Source organism: Rickettsia hoogstraalii (assembly GCF_000825685.1).
Taxonomy (GTDB): domain Bacteria; phylum Pseudomonadota; class Alphaproteobacteria; order Rickettsiales; family Rickettsiaceae; genus Rickettsia; species Rickettsia hoogstraalii.
In genome coordinates this window covers 550861-570430 of the sequence record NZ_CCXM01000001.1, presented here as the reverse complement: position 1 = coordinate 570430, position 19570 = coordinate 550861, and the positions used below count along the sequence as shown (strand labels likewise).

Sequence of the window (19570 nt, the reverse complement as noted above, 5' to 3'; positions counted from 1 at the left end):
CTATTTATAGTTCATTTTTAAGGAGTAAGGTGCTACTTTGGAAAATATTTTACCGACTACCGGTATTTTAGTTACAATAGTGCTGATTAAGAAAAAGGAAGGAATAACATTTCCTTTAACCGTAATTAATTGCTGTTTGGTATCAATATTACCTTTCATAGTAAAATCAAAGAACGGTCCATGTGCTTCCGTATCGAAAATTGTAATTATATTTCCTCTATAATTAAATTTACCGGTCATATCTTCAAATAAAATATTTTTATTATTAGTTATTGAACTAAGAAAACCCGGCAACGAAACAAAGGAAACAAGCCGTGTTAAAAAAGGAGTATCGACTACCGTAAAATGTTTTATAGAAAATTTGCCGTCTAATATCGGCACTATTTCCCCTTTTTTTACTTCATATCTTCTTGTATTTAAGTTGATGTTAATCTGACCGTTTTGCATAGTGGTATACATTCCGAGTCCCTTAAGTAATGCTCCGGCATTATCGGATTCAATTAGCCATTGTTCAAAACTGTCCTTAGCGGTAAGCGACATCTTAACTTTTTTATTATCGATATTAGCATTTAGAAAACCGGAAAAACACCGTACTTTATCACATTTAATTGCTAAATCAAGATTACCTAGAATTATATTATTCTTTAAAATTATTTTTGATATATTAGTTTTTAAATTAATATTACGTGTAGAATCTCCCTCTTTTTCTAAAAACTGCATCATATTAGCATTTGATAAATCTAATCCGCTTCCATAAAGTTCTGTATTAAGATTATGGTTATCTATGATTATTTTTCCTTTTAAATCCGTATGATTATGTTTAACAGAGGCTAGATTAATATTATAAATATTTTTCTTAATTAGGGCATTACCGTTAATTTTTAGATTATCCTGCCCCGACAGGTTAAATTCAATATTTCTATCGAAATTTTTATCATTTAATTTAGTATATAAATATAAATTAGCTTTTTTATATAATTTTTTATGAATAGATACTTTATCTATATAGAATTCTAAATTATCAAGATTAGAATTAACGGTAATAAAACTCTCATTATTATGCTGTTTTTTATACTCAAAATTTAAAACGCTGCTGCCTGAAATTAATTTAAATACTCCAAATCTTTGATTATTTGCCGTAATATTACTTTTTATTTTAAGTAAACACTCATTATTTTTATCTGATATATCATGATCATAAGTAAAGCTGCTTGCATAATTATTAATTTTACCTTTACCGCTAATATTTAGTTTGTTGTCTTTAAAGCTACCTTTGGCTTCACCGTTTTGTAATAGGATATTATTGTCTAAGGTGTTAAAAGAGATATTTGTTAATGTCGACAAAACATTATAGCTATTAGGGATATTTGGGCTAATAGGAATTATTAGCTCTATTATTGAATTTGCCGTTCCTTTGATTTTTTTAAGATCAATATTTTGAGCTTTAATATTTTGATATGCATCATTTGGAACAAAGGCAATTAAGTCGTTAATTTCACCTTTAGCAGTAGCATTAAAAACAAATTGCGATTTATCCGGTCCTTCCCATTTGAAAGTCATAATACCGTCTGAAACAACACTTTTACCGCTATATGCTTCATTAATTAGAAATTTTATTTCTGGTCCTGAAATGATTATATTAGTATCAACTTTAGTCAAAGGCGGTAAATCTGTATGATATTTATATTCAAAATTCGAGATATGTAAATTTGCTTTTAAATTATCTTCTACTAAAATATTTTTTTTAAAAAATTTTTTATCTAATTTAATATTTAATTCTCCGTTTTGGATGTAACCTTGTTTTATATGTTCTCGTAAATATGAGATTATAGGGTTATCCGGAATAATTTTTTCGACTGTTTGATAAATTATTAAAGGCATATTTGCGGCAGCTGCACTTGCATCGATATTTTTATCGGTTATTATACCGTTTAGTGATAAAAAAGCTTTGTCCCCAAATGTGAGTTTGCAATTAACGGTCTTTGGATTATCTTTAGAATAGACGGTTTTATATGAGCATAAAGCATTTCCTAGAGGTAAGTCCGCTCCTTGCTCATCGGTTAAGATATCACTTTTTATTGAAGTTAGTCGTATGTCGGTTAGGGAATCTTTTTTAATTATATTTAACGAATAATCACCGGTTGTTGAAGTGTTTATAATCTCTTCATTGTTATTTGAGATTACGGAAATTTTATCAATATTAAAATTAGCCTCTATTAACGAATTAGAGAAGAAATTTTTGAAATTAAAGAAAAGATTAAAATCGTTAATTTCTCCTCTAGCATTATCTATAAGACTTAAGGAAATTTTATCTATGGATAGTCGGTTTTCTTTAAATTCTAAATTATGTAGTACAGCCTTTATATCATTTTTACTTAAATAAAATTCAATTATTTTTTTCAAAGGTTCATTTAAGTGTCCTTTATTTGCACTATAAACAGTTAGAGTTATAGCCAAAGATAATGAAATTAGAATTATAAAAATACTAATAAAGGTTTTTTTAATAAAATTCATTTGAGCTTGTAAATCTATTGAAATATGATAAAAGCTTTAGGCTTGTCACGTTAGTTGAATATAACGTATAATCTAAAAATTTAATATAAAAATCACAAAAAATTATGAATATTACATTTATCGGTAGCGGATATGTGGGATTAGTCTCAGGTATTATTATGAGCTATTTAGGTCATAATGTTACTTGTCTTGATAATGATGAGGTTAAAATATCCAAATTAAATAAGCAAATATTACCGATTTATGAAGCTAAACTTGATGAGTATCTTAAGCAAGCTTTAGAAGCTAATAGGTTAAAATTTACAAATATTTATAATAATGAACTTCAAAATGCCGAGGCAATATTTATTACGGTCGGTACGCCTTCAAAAGAGTCGGGAGAAGCAGATTTAAAATATGTCTATGATGCTATTGATAAAGTTTCCGAGCATATAAATAAAGATTGTTTAATAGTCATAAAATCTACTGTTCCGCCTGATAGTTGCAGTAATATTATAGCTTATTTAAAATCAAAAGGCTTTTCATTTAATGTTGCTTCTAATCCTGAGTTTTTAAGAGAGGGCAGTGCGGTAGAAGATTTTTTATATCCTGATCGTATAGTTATCGGTGTAAATAATAAAGAATCAGAGGAAATATTGCGAAAAATTTATGCACCTTTAATAGAACAAGGTGCAAAGTTCGTGGTTACCGATTTAGTGACGAGCGAGCTTATTAAATATGCTTCCAATAGCTTTTTAGCTACCAAAATTGCTTTTATTAATGAGATGGCTGATTTATGTGAAAAAATCGGCGGTAATATTAAAGATTTATCTAAAGGTGTAGGACTTGATCAAAGAATCGGTCAAAATTTTTTAAATGCAGGACCGGGTTTTGGCGGTTCATGTTTTCCAAAAGATATTCTAGCATTAAATAATCTTGTAGAAAATCATCATATCGATTGTAAGATTCTTAAGGCAGTAATTAAAAGTAATAAGCAGCGTCCAAGTAATATGGTAGATAAAATAGCTACTTTGTTAGACGGAGATTTAAAAGGTAAAAATATAGCAATTTTAGGCTTAACATATAAAGCAGGAACAGATGATGTTAGGGCAAGTCCTGCCATCGAAATTATAAAGATCTTATTAAATAAAGATGTATATGTTAAAGCATTTGATCCTATCGGTCTTGAAAATACTAAAAAGAATTTAGAACATAAAAATTTGCTATATTTAGATTCGATAGCTGAAGCCTGTAAATCAGTAGATATTATAGTTATTGCAACTGAATGGTTAGAATTCAAAGAACTTAATTGGCAAGGAATTTATGATTTAGTAAAATCCCCGATAATCATTGACCTTAGAAATATATTAGATAATGAAGCAATGAAAAAAATCGGTTTTAGATATTATGCAGTCGGAAGTAAAATTTAGCCTAAGCAACGTCATTGCGAGGAGATTCGTAGAATCGACGTGGCAATCTCAAGATTTTGGCATGAGATTGCTTCGTCAAAATTTTCAATTTTTCCTCGCAATGACGATTTATACACTTATAACATATAATTTATAATTTAAAATGCGACCTGAATTTATTCATTTAAGAACTCAAAGTTCTTATTCTTTTCTAGAAAGTGCATTAACGATCGAGAAAGTAGTAGAGCTTGCTTCATCGAATAAAATGCCTGCTATTTGTTTGGCAGATAAGGGAAATTTATTCGGCTCGTTAGAATTTGCATTATATGCAGTAAAAAAAGGACTGCAGCCGATACACGGAGTTATTCTAAATATAAAATACAATATAGATATTTTTGCTCAAATTTTGCTTATAGCTAAAGATGAAACCGGCTATAAAAACTTACTTAAACTATCAAGCCTTACTTTTACTAAAAATGATCGTAAGCTATGCGATCACATTGATTTTGAAGATTTAATTGAACATCAAGAGGGATTAATAGCGTTATGCTGTTATACCGACGGTATTGTCGGAAAATGCTTGCTAGCTCGGAACGAAGAGCAAGCGATGCTATTTGCACGTAAATTACAGGAAATTTTAGGAGATCGTTTTTACTTTGAGATTATGAGACACGATCTACCGGAAGAACAGTTTATTGAAGATAGTTATATTAGAATTGCTGCCGAGCTTGCTATTCCGCTTGTTGCTACTAATAAAGTTTTGTTTAGCGAAAAAAGCATGCATGATGCACATGATGTATTATTATGTATATCAGCCGGTGTTACTAAAGAATATCCTGATCGTAAAACAGTTAGTGAAAATTGTTATTTTAGATCACCGCATGAGATGATAGAGCTTTTTTCTGATCTACCTAGTGCCATCCAAAATACCGTGAATTTAAGAGAGCGTTGTTATTTTGCAGCACATGCAAACCCGCCGATGCTGCCTAATTTTGCCACCAAAGATATTAGTGAAACGGATTTAATTAGAAAAGATGCAAAAGAAGGGTTGCTTGCAAGGCTTGCTACAAAGTTTAAATCTGAAAATATTCCACTGCAGAATCAAGAAGAATTGAAAACCGAATATTTTGCTCGTCTTAATTATGAGCTGGATATTATCTGTAATATGAATTTTGCCGGTTATTTTTTGATTGTGTCCGATTTTATTAAATGGAGTAAAAAAGAGGGTATTTTAGTTGGACCGGGTAGAGGCTCAGGAGCAGGCTCGGTTGTTGCTTGGAGCTTGCTTATTACTGATCTCGATCCGATTAAATTCGGCTTATTATTTGAAAGATTTTTAAATCCTGAACGTATTTCGATGCCTGATTTCGATATTGATTTTTGTCAAGAAAGACGTGAGGAAGTGATTAATTACGTACGTTCTAAATACGGCAATAATCGAGTAGGGCAGATTATAACTTTTGGTAAGATGCAGGCAAAGGCTGTAATTAAGGATGTTGCTCGTGTGCTTAGTTTACCTTATAAATTCGCTGATTATCTAACGGAGCTTGTACCTTTTAGTGCGGTTAATCCCGTTACGCTTGAACAGGCGATGCGTGAAGTTCCGGAGCTTGCAAATGCTGCTAAAGGTAATGGATTGTATAATTTGGAGGGTGAAGCGGAGTTAATTAAGCTAGTGCTTGATACTTCGTTAATTCTTGAGGGGTTACATAGGCATTCCTCAACTCATGCTGCAGGAATCGTAATAGCAGGTACTGATTTAGTCGATATAGTACCGGTATATAAAGATGCTAATTCCGATATGCTGGTAGTCGGTTATTCTATGAAATATTCCGAAATTGCCGGTTTAATTAAATTTGATTTTTTAGGACTTCAAACCCTAACGGTTATTACCGATTGTAAGAAACTGCTTAAAGAGCAAGGGATAGAAGTAGATTTTAACAATATGACCTTTGATGATAATAAGACTTATCAAATGTTGTGTAAAGGTAAAGGAGTCGGCGTTTTCCAATTTGAAAGTATCGGGATGAAAGATGCACTTAGACGCCTTAAACCTGATTCTATACATGATTTGATAGCTCTTGGGGCTTTATATCGTCCGGGTCCTATGGAAAATATCCCTACCTATATAGCTTGTAAGCATAAATTACAACAGCCTGATTATTTGCATGAGCTATTAAAGCCAATCTTAGAAGAAACTTACGGAGTGGTGATATATCAAGAGCAAGTACAAAGAATAGCACAAGTTCTAGCAGGGTATACACTGGGAGCTGCCGATTTGCTTCGTAGAGCAATGGGTAAGAAGATAAAGAAAGAAATGGAGAAGCAGGAAGAAATTTTCGTTAAAGGAGCAATTGCTAATAATATTTCGGAATCTCAAGCTAAATCCATTTTTGCAACCGTGGCTAAATTTGCCGGTTACGGTTTTAATAAAGCACATGCTGCGGCTTACGGCGTTATTTCATACCAAACTGCTTATCTTAAAGCTAATTATCCGGCTGAGTTTTTAGTAGCATGTTTAAATCTTGAATTAAATAATCATGATAAAATTAATTTATTTTTACAAGAAGCAAAAGATAGCGGTATAAAAATTATTGCTCCTAATATTAATATTTCTGAAGGGTATTTTAGCGTAAAGCCTGTCATACCGCGGCTTGACCGCGGTATCCAAGAAATTTCAAAAGATACTGTGGTCAAGCTACGGTATGAGACCGGTAGCACAATAATCTTCGCCTTAGGTGCTATTAAGGGAGTTACGCCAAATTTCGGTAAGTTAGTGACGGACGAGCGAAAAGCAAGAGGAGCGTTTAAATCAATTACCGATTTTATTGAAAGATTACCGCCAAAAGCTATTAATAGTAAATTACTAGAAAATTTAATTAAATCAGGCTGTTTTGATGAGCTGCATGATAATCGATTGCAATTATTTTCAAGTATTTCAAAATTGCTTGCTTATTCAACTTCATATCACGAAGAGCAAGAATCTAATCAATTTAGTTTAATTAAAGTTTCTAGTTTAAGTCCAACTATTTTAGTATCAAGTGATTATGCCGATAAAAATACTTTAGCTTTTTATGAATTTGAGGCTATGGGTTTATTTATCTCTAATCATCCTCTTACGCAGTATCAAGAAATATTTAGCCGTTTAAATATTTTAAATAGTGCGGATTTACATAATAACTTACCTGACGGTGCTAACCGAATAAATCTTGCCGGTGTGATACAAAAAAAGGATTCTCGTATGTCGGCAAGAGGCAGGTTCGTGACGCTTGTGCTTTCCGATCCTGAGAATATATTTGAACTTAGTATTTTTAGTGAGGAAGTTTTAAAAGATTATGTACATTTACTCGATGTTAAAAGTTTGGTAGTCGTTAATTGTGATATAGTTAAAGATGAAGGAGGAATAAAACTAACGGCAAAAAGCTTTTCATCAATTGAGGATGCAATTAATAATAAACAATTTGAGTTACAGCTTTACCCACAAAATCATGAAGAATTACGGCAGATAGTAACCTTGCTTGCAGCTCGCACTAATAACGGGGACCAGAGTAATGCTAAAGCTACAATCTATTTAAAAAGCGAAGATGTAAAGAATTTTGTAGCAAAAATTACATTACCTGAAAAGTTTTTTCTCCAAGGGCAGGATTTTGAGATTTTAAAAGGGTATAGTAAATAGTGTTGTTGTTCAGCTTTCTATGCCATTTCTGCGAGACGTTGTTATATGATTCTTGAAAAACGCCCCGTTGTCATACCGTGGCTTGACCACGGGATGACAGAGGTAAAATTGATCCATGCAGTCTACGATTGCTTGCAATGACGGGGTGGTATACACGCAACAATGCCTCGCAAGAATGACGTAGAAACCTTGAGTCAATTTTTTATAGGCAATACCTGAATTGACGGTAAAATAAATCTATAATTGAGTAATATTCTTCCGCTAAATACTGCATTATTATTTTTATTATCGCTAAGCTCCATATATTTTGTTAGTCGATGTTTGTCTGCTATTAACTTTGCTTCTTTTTCTAGATTGATATTTTGTTCAAGATTTGGCTCTTTAATTAAATCTTTAAAGTAATTACTTATGGATTTTAATCCCAACTTTTCTGTTAATTTACTTAAATACTTATAAAATTTGTTTTTGATAGTTTGTTTTTTAGGCTCTGAGTTTTTATTGAATATATTATCGGTTTTAACTTCTTGTTTTTTATCGTCTACTACTTTCGTACTATCAGGTAGATTTTTATTAGCTTCAGTTATTAGTTCATTTACTAAATTTTGTTTTTCTTCTTTAAGTACAGTGTCATTCAAAAAGCTTGATACAGGCGAATTTTTTGAGTGTATTGTATCCAAGTTAAGATTAGTAGTTTCTTGTTTTTCTATGTTCGGGAGCGGTATATTAATATGCTCGTTTTTTGTTTCAATTATAGGTGAGTCTATTAATTTATTCTCTCCAAAAATATTTAGCGTTGCTTGCGTAAATTCATCTACTAATTTTTGAGCTTTGATAGGTGTTATTTCTTCATTAAATTTATTTTCACTGTAATCTTTAACTACTTGAGTGATTTCTTCAGATGCTTTTGCTTCCGGTATGGTCATTTTGTATTTTTGTGCCATATCTTTTATGACATTATCCAATTTCTTATGTTCTTCCGATAGCTCTAGCGGTTTAGGGTTAGTATTACTTTGTTTCATTTGCCGGAAAATATCTATAGAAGGGCGGTTTTCTATTTTCGCTTGTATTTGTGCTTTGATAAGTATATTTACATCTTTATCATTTAAGCATTTTTCTGATAGTTCTTTAATGATTTGTTCTTTGTTAGATTTATATAATCTATAATTTTCTAAAACTGTTTTTGATAGAGCTATTTCGCGTTCTTCAAAACAAGTTTGAATATGGTTTATGACAGGCTTTAAAAGATCCTCGGTAATAGGTAAATCAGTATCCTTATAGGGAAACACAGTAGATAAAAAATCTACTAGATCAATCTTGATATACTTTAAATTAGATTCTTCAGCAACTTTATTAAATAACTTTTCTTTTGTGCTTGGTGTATGCCCTTCATTATAAAAAAAAGCATCAAAATGATTAGTAGCTGAATTGGCAATATCTTTTTGGAATTGATTTTGATGAGTTGTATTTGAGATACTTTGTTCTTTTGTTAAAGGTATATTTAAGGTATTTGCTAAATTTTTTTGTTCGCTTTCTAAGTTTGATATTATTTGAGATACTTGATTTTGTGTAATAAAATCATATATTTCACGAAATTCTGAATCCGGTACATTGTCTCTTAAAGCTTCTCTTATTGACCTGCTGCTACAATTCCCTAAAGTTTGTCCGGTAACTGTTCTTCTTGAATCAGCTGTTGGGTTAATAAGTTGCTCCGATTTGAACCTGTTAATCTCGTTATTATGAGCTTTTATTGCTTCTATTTCATTTATAGATAATATAGAAAATATACTATCTTTTATTTCTTTATATATTAAATCTTTTACTTCTTTATCTGTTTGATTTTTAAGTTCATACTTAATGGAGCTGAATTTTGCTTTACTGTCTTGCTTCTATTGTTTCATTTATTTTAGATAATTGATCTTTTGGTGTTTGATTTAGCTTTGAATTATCTGCTCTTACTCCAGCACTGGCATTATATATAATACGATAATTTTTTCCGTTTTCTTTAGAATATTTTATAACATTTGCATGTAATCCTGTATTAGTAGGAGCATTAGAATATGATAAATATGCTTCTCCGGTTTTTTGCAGTTTATCATATATTTCATCTGTAGTTTTTTCTAAAAATTTTTTTAACTGTTCTGCGGGTGGTAATTTATTTGAGCTAGTTAAATTACGTGCTGAAAAGGATTTGCTTATAAATCTCATCTAAGCCATTCATAAAATGGTCTAATTTTTTATCTGTATTTTCGTCAGGGTTTAAAGCCTTATAAGCTCCAAGTAAGGCTTTATAACCGCTAGCCGTTATAAAATGAGCTGAGCCTAAATTATAATCTTTTGTGGATTTATCATAGGTACGGGCATCGTCAAGCATTTCGCGGTACTGAGTTGCTTTTGCTTCATACTCATATTCCCGTATGTTATTTAAGGCTTGAGTGATATTTTCATAATGCTATCTCAGCTTATTTTGATTATTCTCTTTTAGAGCAGTATTTGTAAGTTCATTATCATAATTTTCTAAGTTACTGAACTTTCTATCATTACTTATATTCTCAGCCATATTTTCAACTAGCTAGTTAAACAAGGATAAAAATAATCATGTATTACGAATAAATAAATGTCAATAATTACTCACTTCAATATATCTACTTTATCTAATTGCTCCCATGTAAAATCTTCGTCTTCACGGCCGAAATGACCGTAAGCAGCCGTTTTTTGATAGCATGGAGTGCGAAGTTTAAGATGTTTAATAATTCAGGACGCATATCAAAATGTTGCGTTATTAGTTTAGTAATTTGTTCGTTGCTTAATTTGCTAGTACCGAAAGTTTCAGCGTAAATAGATACAGGAGCAGCAACGCCTATTGCGTAGGATATTTGTATCTCACATCGATCGGAAGTCCTGCTCCTACTATATTCTTAGCAATATATGCGGGCCATATAAGCAGCCGACCTATCTATTTTGGTTGGGTCTTTTCCTGAAAAACAACCGCCGCCGTGTCTTGCCATTCCTCCATAGCTGTCCACGATAATTTTCCTACCGGTTAAACCGCAATCGGCAACAGGACCGCCTATAACAAACCTACCTGTCGGGTTAATTAAGTATTTAGTGTCTTTATTGAGCCAACTGCTTGGTAAGGTAGGTTTAATGATTTCTTCCATTACTGCTTCAATAAGATCTTTTTGTTGTATTTCCGGATGATGCTGAGTTGATAAAACTACTGCATAAATGGCAACAGGTTTGTTATTTTCATATCGTAACGTGGCTTGTGATTTTGCATCGGGTCTAAGCCAAGGCAAGACATTTTGTTTATGTAAATATGCTTGTCTTCTCATTAAAAGATGAGCGTAGTAAATCGTTGCAGGCATTAAGCCTTGACACAGCTTTATATAGCTCAATGAATCTCCATCCAGTTATTACCTACTCTAATTTCGGTTATAATCGGTACATCCATATTAGTAGAGTTTTCCATGATTTTTTTGATAATAGGCGTTACGAGTTCTACTTCATCCTCCGGCACTTCAAATAGTAATTCATCATGAATTTGCAGTACTAATCTGGTTTTAAGCTTATTTTTTTCTATTTCTTGATCTAGATTGATCATAGCAATTTTAATTATATCGGCATTAGTTCCTTGAATAGGAGCATTAATAGCTGCACGTTCTGCAAATTGTTTAAGCTTTTTATCATGAATTAGAGGTACAAAACATTTTCTGCCAAAGAAATTTATGACATAGCCATTGCTACTTGCAAAAGCTTTTGTTTGCTCCATATATTCTTGTACTCCTTTATATTCGGCAAAATATTTCTTGATATATTCGGATGCTTCGCTGTTACTAACGTTTAATTGCTTAGCAAGCCCAAAAGCACTTATACCGTAAATGATACCGAAATTTATGGCTTTTGCTTTACGCCTATGTTCGCTAGTTAGTTCATGTTTTTGCAAGTTAAAGATTTGACAAGCCGTTTGAGTATGGATATCGTCTTTATTGATAAATGCTTGTTTTAGTGCATCTATATTTGCGATATGGCTTAATATTCTAAGCTCAATTTGGGAATAATCGGCAGATATTAATTTATAGCCTTCTTCCGCGATAAAAGCTTGTCTGATTTTATTCCCCTCACTAGAGCGAATAGGTACATTTTGCAAATTAGGTTCTTGTGAGCTAAGTCTTCCTGTAGTGGTAGAAGTTTGTAAAAATGTCGTATGTACTCTATGTGTTATATTATCTATTTGTTTCGGCAAACTATCGGTGTAGGTATTCTTTAATTTTGTAAGTTGCCGCCATCTTAATAACAAATCTGCAATATTATATCCATGTTCACTAAGTTTTTCGAGTATTTCAGCACCTGTTGAGTAAGAGCTTGCTTTAGCCGAAGCTTTACCGAAAGGTAACTGCATTTTTTCAAATAAAATCTCACCTAGTTGTTTTGGTGAACCAATATTAAATTTAGTTCCGCTAAGAGCAAAAATTTCTTCTTCAAGTCTAGCTATTTCTGCTCCAAATTCAGCGGATAACTGATTTAGATAATTTGCATCTACTTTAATCCCAATTTTTTCCATTTTATCTAAAATAAAACAAATAGGTAAATCAATATCGCTGTAAAGTCTAAAGGCTTTATTATCCTTAAGCTCCAGTATATTTTGTTTATAAAGTGAAGTAAAATCGGCTACTATTTTTGCCGATTCGGTAATTATATTATCCTCTTTCAAAGCTTCTTCAAATAAATTTTTCTGTGATAAACCGGCAGATAACGCATATTGCATTAGTTCTAAATCCTCTATAGCCGTAATTTCATGAGATTGTTCTGCATAAAATTTAAGTAGAGGCTTTAGAGAATAGGTAATTTTTTTTATAGATTTATCGGTTAGTAAATTGAAGATTATCTCCGAAAACCAGTCGTTATTATTTTTAGTATTATAGGAAAATAGATCATGAGAAGTGATAGAAATTTTAATAATATAGCTTTGGTTTTGCAATGATAAAATAAGAGCAACATTATCCCCTTTATGCTGCAGTAGATATATCCCGAATATTCCTATTTTCTCAGCTTTTTTAGCAAAATCCGCTAACTCGCTAGCGTTACTGATTTCTTTTGCTTCGGTTACTTTATTGTCTACTATCTCTTTATGGTCATTAATTTTAATATCAAATAAATTTTCTGCTCTTTTATATAAAGATTTAAAACCGTATTCCTGTAAAAATCCTGTTAATTTATCGCTATTTGGAGGTGACCATTCTAAATTATTCAGCTGAAAATCTAAATCAACATTAGAATCAAGTCCGATTAATTGCCATGAAATTAACGCCGCTTCTTTAGAATTTTGTAAAGTTTCACGTTGTTTTAGGCTTGAGATTTGGTCTAAAGAGTTAAATATATTTTCTACAGAACCAAATTGCGTTATAAGACTACTTGCCGTTTTTGGTCCAATAGACGGCACACCTGGAATATTATCCGATCTATCGCCGATTAAAGCCATCACTTCACGTAATTTATCAGAAGTAGTACCGAACTTTTTAACAACATCATCTTCCGTAATATATTTTCCTTTTAACGGATCATATATTTTGATGTTTTCACCCATTAACTGTAATAAATCTTTATCGGAAGAGATGACAACTACATCTTCGCCGAGTGCAGCTGTTTTAGCGGCAAAGGTTGCAATAATGTCATCGGCTTCATAGCCGTTTTTCTCTAGAATAGGAAAATTTAAGTTACTAGCGACATCACGAACTAAAGGTAATTGTACAATTAAATCTTCAGGAGGTGGAGGGCGGTTAGCTTTATAGTCGGGATAAATCTGATGGCGAAAATTTTTCCCGCTGCTGTCAAATACTACAGCGACATGTTTAGGCTTAAAGTCGCTCAGTAATTTTAGTAGCATTGAGGTAAAGCCGTAAAGAGCACCGACAGGCTCACCTTTCGGCGAAGTTAAAGGCTGTTGTGCATAATAGGCTCTAAAAACAAATCCATATCCGTCTATGAGCAATAAAGTATTTTTTTGAGTCATTTCGTGATTTTATTTTTAATTCTATCGTCATTGCGAGTGGATATTGCCTGCGTGGTTCGTCTTTTCGTCATTGCGAGAAGAATTACAACGTAATTCGACGAAGCAATCTCAGTAGTTTATTATTACTTGCATGGGATTGCCGTGCAGCCCTACGGCTGCTCGCAATGACGATTTGGTATCTATGCGGGCAAAGTCTACTCCCAATGATGTAGCAAAACCTCACAACCCCACTAGACTTTTAGCAAAATCATGTCGGTTGAATATTTTTAAGTCTTCTATCTTCTCGCCTATACCGATAAAGTATACAGGTAGATTAAATTTCTGTACCACTCCGACAAGCACTCCGGCTTTAGCACTACCGTCTAATTTAGTCACGATAAGCCCGGTCAAATTAGTAGCATCATTAAAATGTTCTACTTGGTTATAAGTATTTTGTCCTGTAATAGCATCAATTACTAAAACGCTATGAGTAGGAGCATTCTCGTCTAGTTTTTTTTTTATAACCTTTACAATCTTAGACAGTTCATCCATCAAATTTTTCTTATTATGAAGCCTACCTGCCGTATCAATAAAAAGTATATCGATATTTTGTTTTATCGATTCTTCCATAGCACGGTAAGCAACACTCGCAGGGTCAGCCGATTCTTCACCGGTAATAAGTAGTGCATTTGCTCTATCTACCCAAGTGCTTAGCTGATTCACGGCAGCCGCTCTAAAAGTATCACAGGCCGCAACTGCTACTTTTTTCCTTTGTGCTGAGTACATTGCAGCAAGCTTACCTATAGTGGTGGTTTTACCTGCTCCATTAACACCGCAAACTAAAATTACGTTTAATTTATTTTCGTTTAGTGTAAAAGGAATTTCTGATTTTGATAGCTGCTGCTCTATTAATTCAGCTAGGGCTTCTTTTACTGTATCACTATCTATTTCTTTGTCAAATTTTACCTTTTTAAATTCTTCAATAATATTAGTTACTACCGAAACACTCATATCACTTGCAATAAGCAACTCTTCTAACTCTTCTAAAGTTTCTGCGTCTAATTTTTTCTTGTAAAATATTTTGTCGATACCTTCTGATATTTTATTAGAAGTTTTAGATAAACTTTGTTTTAATTTACTAAATATCGAAATCATATTAGATAGTTTTTGTTTTATAGGTGTTGGTGTTATGCCTGCGTGAGTATTGAAGCCGTCATTGCGAGCGACTGAAAGGAGCGTGGCAATCTCATGAAATAATACTCCTGAGATTGCTTCGTCAATTACTTACGTAATTTCCTCGCAATGACGGTTAGGTATCCACGCAGGTAAGCACTTTCGCAATGACAATTTAAGGTACTTATCTCTTCTTCTTATTCTTGCTTTTGTTTTTATTTCCGTCGGTAGTTTTATTGAATCTACCTAAATTTTTAACAAATTTTTGTAGTCCGTTAAGTTCCGTTCCGTATGTCCTAGTATATTCATGGACTATTTCTATATCTTGTCTATGAGAATCATCTATTACTACTACTTCCTGCATAAAATTATTAGCATCAAACGTAATTTTTACTATCTTCTGCTTTTCAATTTTTGGATTGAGCCAAGCTCTTTGAGACATAACTCTTTCAACATAATACCAAGTATTTTGGGAATATTCCGGTACCATAGTAGGCGTACCTATTAACTCTACGACTTCTGTTTTATTTAGTTTTTTAGACTCTAATTTTACAAGTGCCGAATCATCGATGGATTGCCCTCTATTTTCGATAGTTTTGCAGCCGCTTAAGGAAAAAAAGGCTAATATACTAAGAATACATGTTATAAAAATTTTCATAAGTTTAATTTTATCTAGATTTTATTACAAGATTATAATATACTGCTTCACTAATTTGACAAATACTTTTTAATTTATATTTAGAGAGGCTAATAATGGCAGTTCCAAAGAAGAAAACATCAAAATCAAGACGTAATATGAGACGTTCGCACTTAGCACTTGGAAAAGTTAACGTAATAGTTGACTCGCAAACCGGTGAATATAAGCTTCCGCATCACGTTTCTTTAGTCGACGGTACTTATAATAATCGTCAAGTAGTAACAAAGAAAATTGAAACTGAAGAAGAAGTAGCCTAAAGATTTTATGACCTGTAAAATTATTGGTTGCGGCGGGTATCTTCCTTCAAAAATAGTTAGTAATGACGAGCTTGCAAAATTTGTAGATACTAACGATGAATGGATTAGAACAAGAACAGGTATTACGCAGCGTCATATAGCAGGTGATACAGAATATACTTCCCATCTTGCTTTAAAATCAGCTGAAAAAGCTATAGTAGATGCGAGGGTGTCGGCAAATGATATTGATTTAATTATTACATGTACTACTACTCCGGATAATAGTTTTCCTTCAGTCGCCTCTAAGCTTCAAGGTTATCTTGGTTTAACTAATATACCGTCTTTTGATTTACAAGCAGTATGTGCCGGCTTTGTTTATGGTTTACAAGTAGCGAATTCTCTTATCTCATCAGGTAAATATAAAACTATTTTGCTTATAGGAGCCGAGAAAATGACATCATTATTAGACTGGAATGATAGGACTACTTGCGTTTTATTCGGTGATGGGGCTGGTAGCGTAATATTGCAGCGTAGTAGTGATGATTCCGGTTTAATAGATAGTAATATCTTCTCAAGCGGGGCTGATTATGAAATATTATACACAAACGGTGGTGTAAGTATGAATGGTATTAGTGGCAAAATAGTTATGCAGGGGCAAAAATTATTTCGTCATGCAATAGAAAAAATGCAACAATCTATAGAAGATTTACTGCATGCTAATCAATTCAGTGTAAGCGATATTGATTATTTTATACCTCATCAAGCAAATATCCGTATTATAAATAAACTTGCTGAATCATTAAACCTACCGGAACATAAGATAATAAAGACCGTAGAGAAACACGCTAATTGCTCTGCGGCTTCTATTCCGCTTGCTTTAAGTACTCTCAAAGCATCAGGTAAAATAAAAAAGGGTGATATTCTACTATTCTCGGTTATTGGTGCAGGTCTTACTTGGGGCAGTGCATTAATTAGATGGTGAATATACTCAGGTAGAATTTCAAAATTGGCTACGTCGTTCTACAAGAGCTGTGGTGCTGAACGTTTAAGTATACGCTCCGCTCCTCGCCTGGCATTGTTGCGTAGATACCAAGTCGTCATTGCGAGCAGCCGTAGGCGGCTGCGTGGCAACCTCATGAAATAATAACAACCTCCTGAGATTGCTTCGTCAATTACTTCGTAATTTCCTCGCAATGACGATCTTCAATATCCACGCAACAACACCTCCTTGCCTTGTGAACTCCTTGCTCTTTTTGAAATTGATCTTCGTCTACTGATTCTTCATTTTACTTCGGAGTATATACTCGTTTTATTTCAAAAATTGTCGTCGTTGTTTAATATTTCTTGATCCTCACATATTATATATTTATATATACGCTGCCGGTTATAAGCTTCAAAATCGATTCCTCTTTTCTACATTAAACTTCATTTATCTATTTATCCAAAATATCTACTCGTATTATAAAAATGATATTTTTACCACATTTATTCATGAGTAATTGCATTTTATAATATTTTAGCCTTTAAACTAATAAAATAATGATATATACTAACTCACATAGCTTTTGGTTAGTTTAGTTTTATAACTAGCTAAAATGAATTCAATATTAATAAATTATAATCTCAAGGAGTTTAATTATGAAAACAAAAATTACATTAGCTTTTCTTGCATTATTTGTGCTTGCAGGGTGTAATACAACAAAAAGAACACCGCAATTTGACGGTAATATGAACCAAGGTGAAGAAACCTCATTAATGAAAGATTTCGAGAAGCATGCAGGAAATGCAGTATGGTTTGCTTTTGATAGCTCTGCTTTATCACCAAAGGCTAAAGAAGAACTAGAGAGACAAGCTTGCTGGTTATCAAAGCATCCTGAAGTAAAAGCTACTGTTGAAGGACATTGCGATGAAAGAGGTACCAGAGAATATAACTTAGGTTTAGGTGAAAGAAGAGCAGCAGCAGCGAAAAAATTCTTAGCTCATAAAGGAATCGACCATAGCAGATTAAATACAATCTCTTATGGTAAAGATAGACCTGCTATGATGGGTAATACTGAAGAAGCTTTTGCTTATAATCGTAGAGCTGTAACAGTTGTACATCACTAAAATTAATTACTAAATTTATTATTTAGTAATTTAAAAGGTCGAGTGATAAGCTCGACTTTTTTTATTTATAACCTGTTATGTCATTCCTGTCCTGTGTAAAACGGTAAATACTCTTTATGTCATTCCTGCGGAAGCAGGAATCCAGCATAAAGCGAGATAACCTCAGCTTTTAATTTTAAAAACTTGTTGTATTGATACTTTTTTTGGATTCCTGCTTCCGCAGGAATGACATAAAATAGGTTTTTCAATCCATGCAACAATGCCTTTAGTCGCTCGCAATGACGAAAAAACTGATCCACATTGCCCTGTTTTTTAGACAATACTTCAAAAATATAAAAATTTTACTAGACTTAACGGCATAATAATTATATAAATTTCAAGTGAAAAGGGGCTGTAGCTCAGTTGGTTAGAGCACGCCGCTCATAACGGTGTGGTCGTAGGTTCAAGTCCTACCAGCCCCACCACACAAATTCTTATTTAAATTCGTATTAGCACTGAATTTATAATGATTAATCTAAAAACACTTTCTTGGTATCTTACTAAATTATATTCTAAGTGTTTCTTTATTATATTATTTCTTTTAATTGGGCTATTAATCATCTCAAATATTTTTGATCTTTTACAAAAATTCAAAAATATTTATGTTCCTTTTAGTTTTTTTTGGAGACTTATCTTATATAAGATTCCTTATTTACTAGGTCAAGTATCTTCGTTGATTAGTTTTACCGCTATGTTATTTTTTCTTAGAAATCTAACAAAAAATAATGAATTAACGGCTATGTTATCTAGTGGTATTCATATTTGGCAAGTGCTTGTTATTCCATGTATTGTAACTTTAATTTTAGGTATAGTTTTTACGACTATATTGAATCCTATCGGTACTATAGGCTTACAAAAATATGAGTTATTAGAAGCAAAACTAACTAAAAAAGCCTTGAGTGAGGGTATAATATCTAAATCAGGTTTATTATTTTTTGAATCTTTAAATGATGAAAATCAAATTATCCAAACACAATTTATTAATGTTGCCGAGAAAAAATTAAATAATATTACAATTTTATTTGTTGATAGTAATAATTCTTTTTTAAAGAGAATTGATGCATTATACGGTATTATTGAAAATAAAATGTTACATTTAAATAGAGTTAAGGTTTTTACAAAAGAGGAAACTAAGGCTTACAATAATTTAACTATACAGACAAATTTATCAATTAATAGTTTAGTAAATAAATTTATTCGTCCTGAAATGGTTTCTATTTGGGCTTTACCTAAATTAATTAATGAATTATTAAATTCAGGTTTACCGGCTATTAATTATCAAATTTATTATTACAAGCAATTATTTAAGCCTATAATGATGATGGCAACCGTAATTTTAGCAAGTTGTTTTATTAGTCTTAAACAGCGTGATAATTCCCAAGAAAAAATACTGATATTAGGTTTATTTTCAGGTTTTATAGCATATTCGTTATCAGAAATATTATTAAAAATACTTACTTATAATAATTTGTCTTTAATTGCTGCTATTTTATTGCCTAGTATGCTAATATTTTTTATTAGTAGCTTTATTATTTTACATTATAAGGAAATTTAATATATACTCGTTTAATTTGAAAAATTGGCTGCGTCGCTTCTCATTTTTGATCCTCACGTAGTATCTACGCTGCGGTCAAAAATTCCGAGGCTTCTTGCTCTTTTCCAAATTAAACTTCGTCTATAATTAAATTTTTATTTACTATGGGACTGTTTATTTTATTAACAGTTCCATAGAAGCGTTTTTAGAATTTAGAG

At 32.2% G+C, this 19570-nt stretch carries 13 protein-coding genes, 1 tRNA gene and 3 pseudogenes; 7 read left to right on the top strand and 10 right to left on the bottom strand.

Annotation, left to right across the window (positions count from 1 at the left end; translation table 11 throughout):
* Positions 1 to 2514: a YhdP family protein gene (locus BN1174_RS03040; protein ID WP_040256403.1), complete on the bottom strand. Its 2514-nt coding sequence runs from the start codon at positions 2512 to 2514 to the stop codon at positions 1 to 3.
* Between the two features lie 104 nt (positions 2515 to 2618).
* Here BN1174_RS03040 and BN1174_RS03035 point away from each other — a divergent pair, with 104 nt between their 5' ends.
* Positions 2619 to 3923 (top strand): UDP-glucose dehydrogenase family protein, encoded by a 1305-nt coding sequence (locus tag BN1174_RS03035; RefSeq protein ID WP_040256402.1) that lies wholly within the window; start codon positions 2619 to 2621, stop codon positions 3921 to 3923.
* 142 nt (positions 3924 to 4065) lie between these two features.
* Complete coding sequence (gene dnaE / locus BN1174_RS03030) at positions 4066 to 7578, top strand: DNA polymerase III subunit alpha (protein WP_040256400.1); 3513 nt, start codon at positions 4066 to 4068, stop codon at positions 7576 to 7578.
* Between the two features lie 194 nt (positions 7579 to 7772).
* Here the strand turns inward: dnaE and BN1174_RS07800 are convergent, their stop codons facing one another.
* From BN1174_RS07800 to BN1174_RS02995, 7 genes and pseudogenes are all read right to left on the bottom strand, one after another.
* Positions 7773 to 8003: a hypothetical protein gene (locus BN1174_RS07800; RefSeq protein WP_052454769.1), complete on the bottom strand. Its 231-nt coding sequence runs from the start codon at positions 8001 to 8003 to the stop codon at positions 7773 to 7775.
* A gap of 1527 nt (positions 8004 to 9530) precedes the next feature.
* Positions 9531 to 9796 (bottom strand): annotated as a pseudogene (locus tag BN1174_RS10710) (hypothetical protein).
* A gap of 75 nt (positions 9797 to 9871) precedes the next feature.
* Positions 9872 to 10135, bottom strand: a pseudogene (locus tag BN1174_RS10705) (hypothetical protein); the annotation flags it as partial.
* 71 nt (positions 10136 to 10206) lie between these two features.
* A pseudogene (metK, locus tag BN1174_RS09795) lies at positions 10207 to 10910 on the bottom strand (methionine adenosyltransferase).
* 59 nt (positions 10911 to 10969) lie between these two features.
* Positions 10970 to 13588 carry a DNA polymerase I gene (gene polA / locus BN1174_RS03005; protein ID WP_040256396.1) on the bottom strand — a complete coding sequence of 873 codons (2619 nt, stop codon included), beginning with the start codon at positions 13586 to 13588 and terminating at the stop codon, positions 10970 to 10972.
* Between the two features lie 219 nt (positions 13589 to 13807).
* Positions 13808 to 14722: a signal recognition particle-docking protein FtsY gene (gene ftsY, locus BN1174_RS03000; RefSeq protein ID WP_040256394.1), complete on the bottom strand. Its 915-nt coding sequence runs from the start codon at positions 14720 to 14722 to the stop codon at positions 13808 to 13810.
* Between the two features lie 202 nt (positions 14723 to 14924).
* Positions 14925 to 15398, bottom strand: coding sequence for an outer membrane protein assembly factor BamE (locus BN1174_RS02995; RefSeq protein WP_040256392.1), 474 nt, complete (start codon positions 15396 to 15398; stop codon positions 14925 to 14927).
* 95 nt (positions 15399 to 15493) lie between these two features.
* On the opposite strand from BN1174_RS02995, the gene rpmF reads away from it, so the two are divergent.
* Both rpmF and BN1174_RS02985 read left to right on the top strand, forming a co-directional pair.
* A complete protein-coding gene (rpmF, locus tag BN1174_RS02990) occupies positions 15494 to 15694 on the top strand; it encodes a 50S ribosomal protein L32 (RefSeq protein ID WP_008579275.1) in 201 nt (66 codons plus the stop codon).
* 7 nt (positions 15695 to 15701) lie between these two features.
* Entirely contained in the window at positions 15702 to 16655 is a 954-nt protein-coding gene (locus tag BN1174_RS02985; RefSeq protein ID WP_040256386.1) for a beta-ketoacyl-ACP synthase III, read from the top strand.
* A gap of 38 nt (positions 16656 to 16693) precedes the next feature.
* On the opposite strand, the gene BN1174_RS09790 is transcribed toward BN1174_RS02985, so the two are convergent.
* Positions 16694 to 16867 (bottom strand): hypothetical protein, encoded by a 174-nt coding sequence (locus BN1174_RS09790; protein WP_156138458.1) that lies wholly within the window; start codon positions 16865 to 16867, stop codon positions 16694 to 16696.
* Between the two features lie 444 nt (positions 16868 to 17311).
* Here BN1174_RS09790 and pal point away from each other — a divergent pair, with 444 nt between their 5' ends.
* Entirely contained in the window at positions 17312 to 17779 is a 468-nt protein-coding gene (pal, locus tag BN1174_RS02980) for a peptidoglycan-associated lipoprotein Pal (protein ID WP_040256384.1), read from the top strand.
* Between the two features lie 119 nt (positions 17780 to 17898).
* On the opposite strand, the gene BN1174_RS02975 is transcribed toward pal, so the two are convergent.
* A complete protein-coding gene (locus BN1174_RS02975) occupies positions 17899 to 18099 on the bottom strand; it encodes a hypothetical protein (protein WP_045812918.1) in 201 nt (66 codons plus the stop codon).
* A gap of 67 nt (positions 18100 to 18166) precedes the next feature.
* Between BN1174_RS02975 and BN1174_RS02970 the strand changes: the two genes are divergently transcribed.
* Positions 18167 to 18243, top strand: a tRNA-Ile gene (locus BN1174_RS02970).
* A gap of 41 nt (positions 18244 to 18284) precedes the next feature.
* Positions 18285 to 19373: an LptF/LptG family permease gene (locus tag BN1174_RS02965; RefSeq protein ID WP_040256380.1), complete on the top strand. Its 1089-nt coding sequence runs from the start codon at positions 18285 to 18287 to the stop codon at positions 19371 to 19373.
* Positions 19374 to 19570 lie beyond the last annotated feature (197 nt).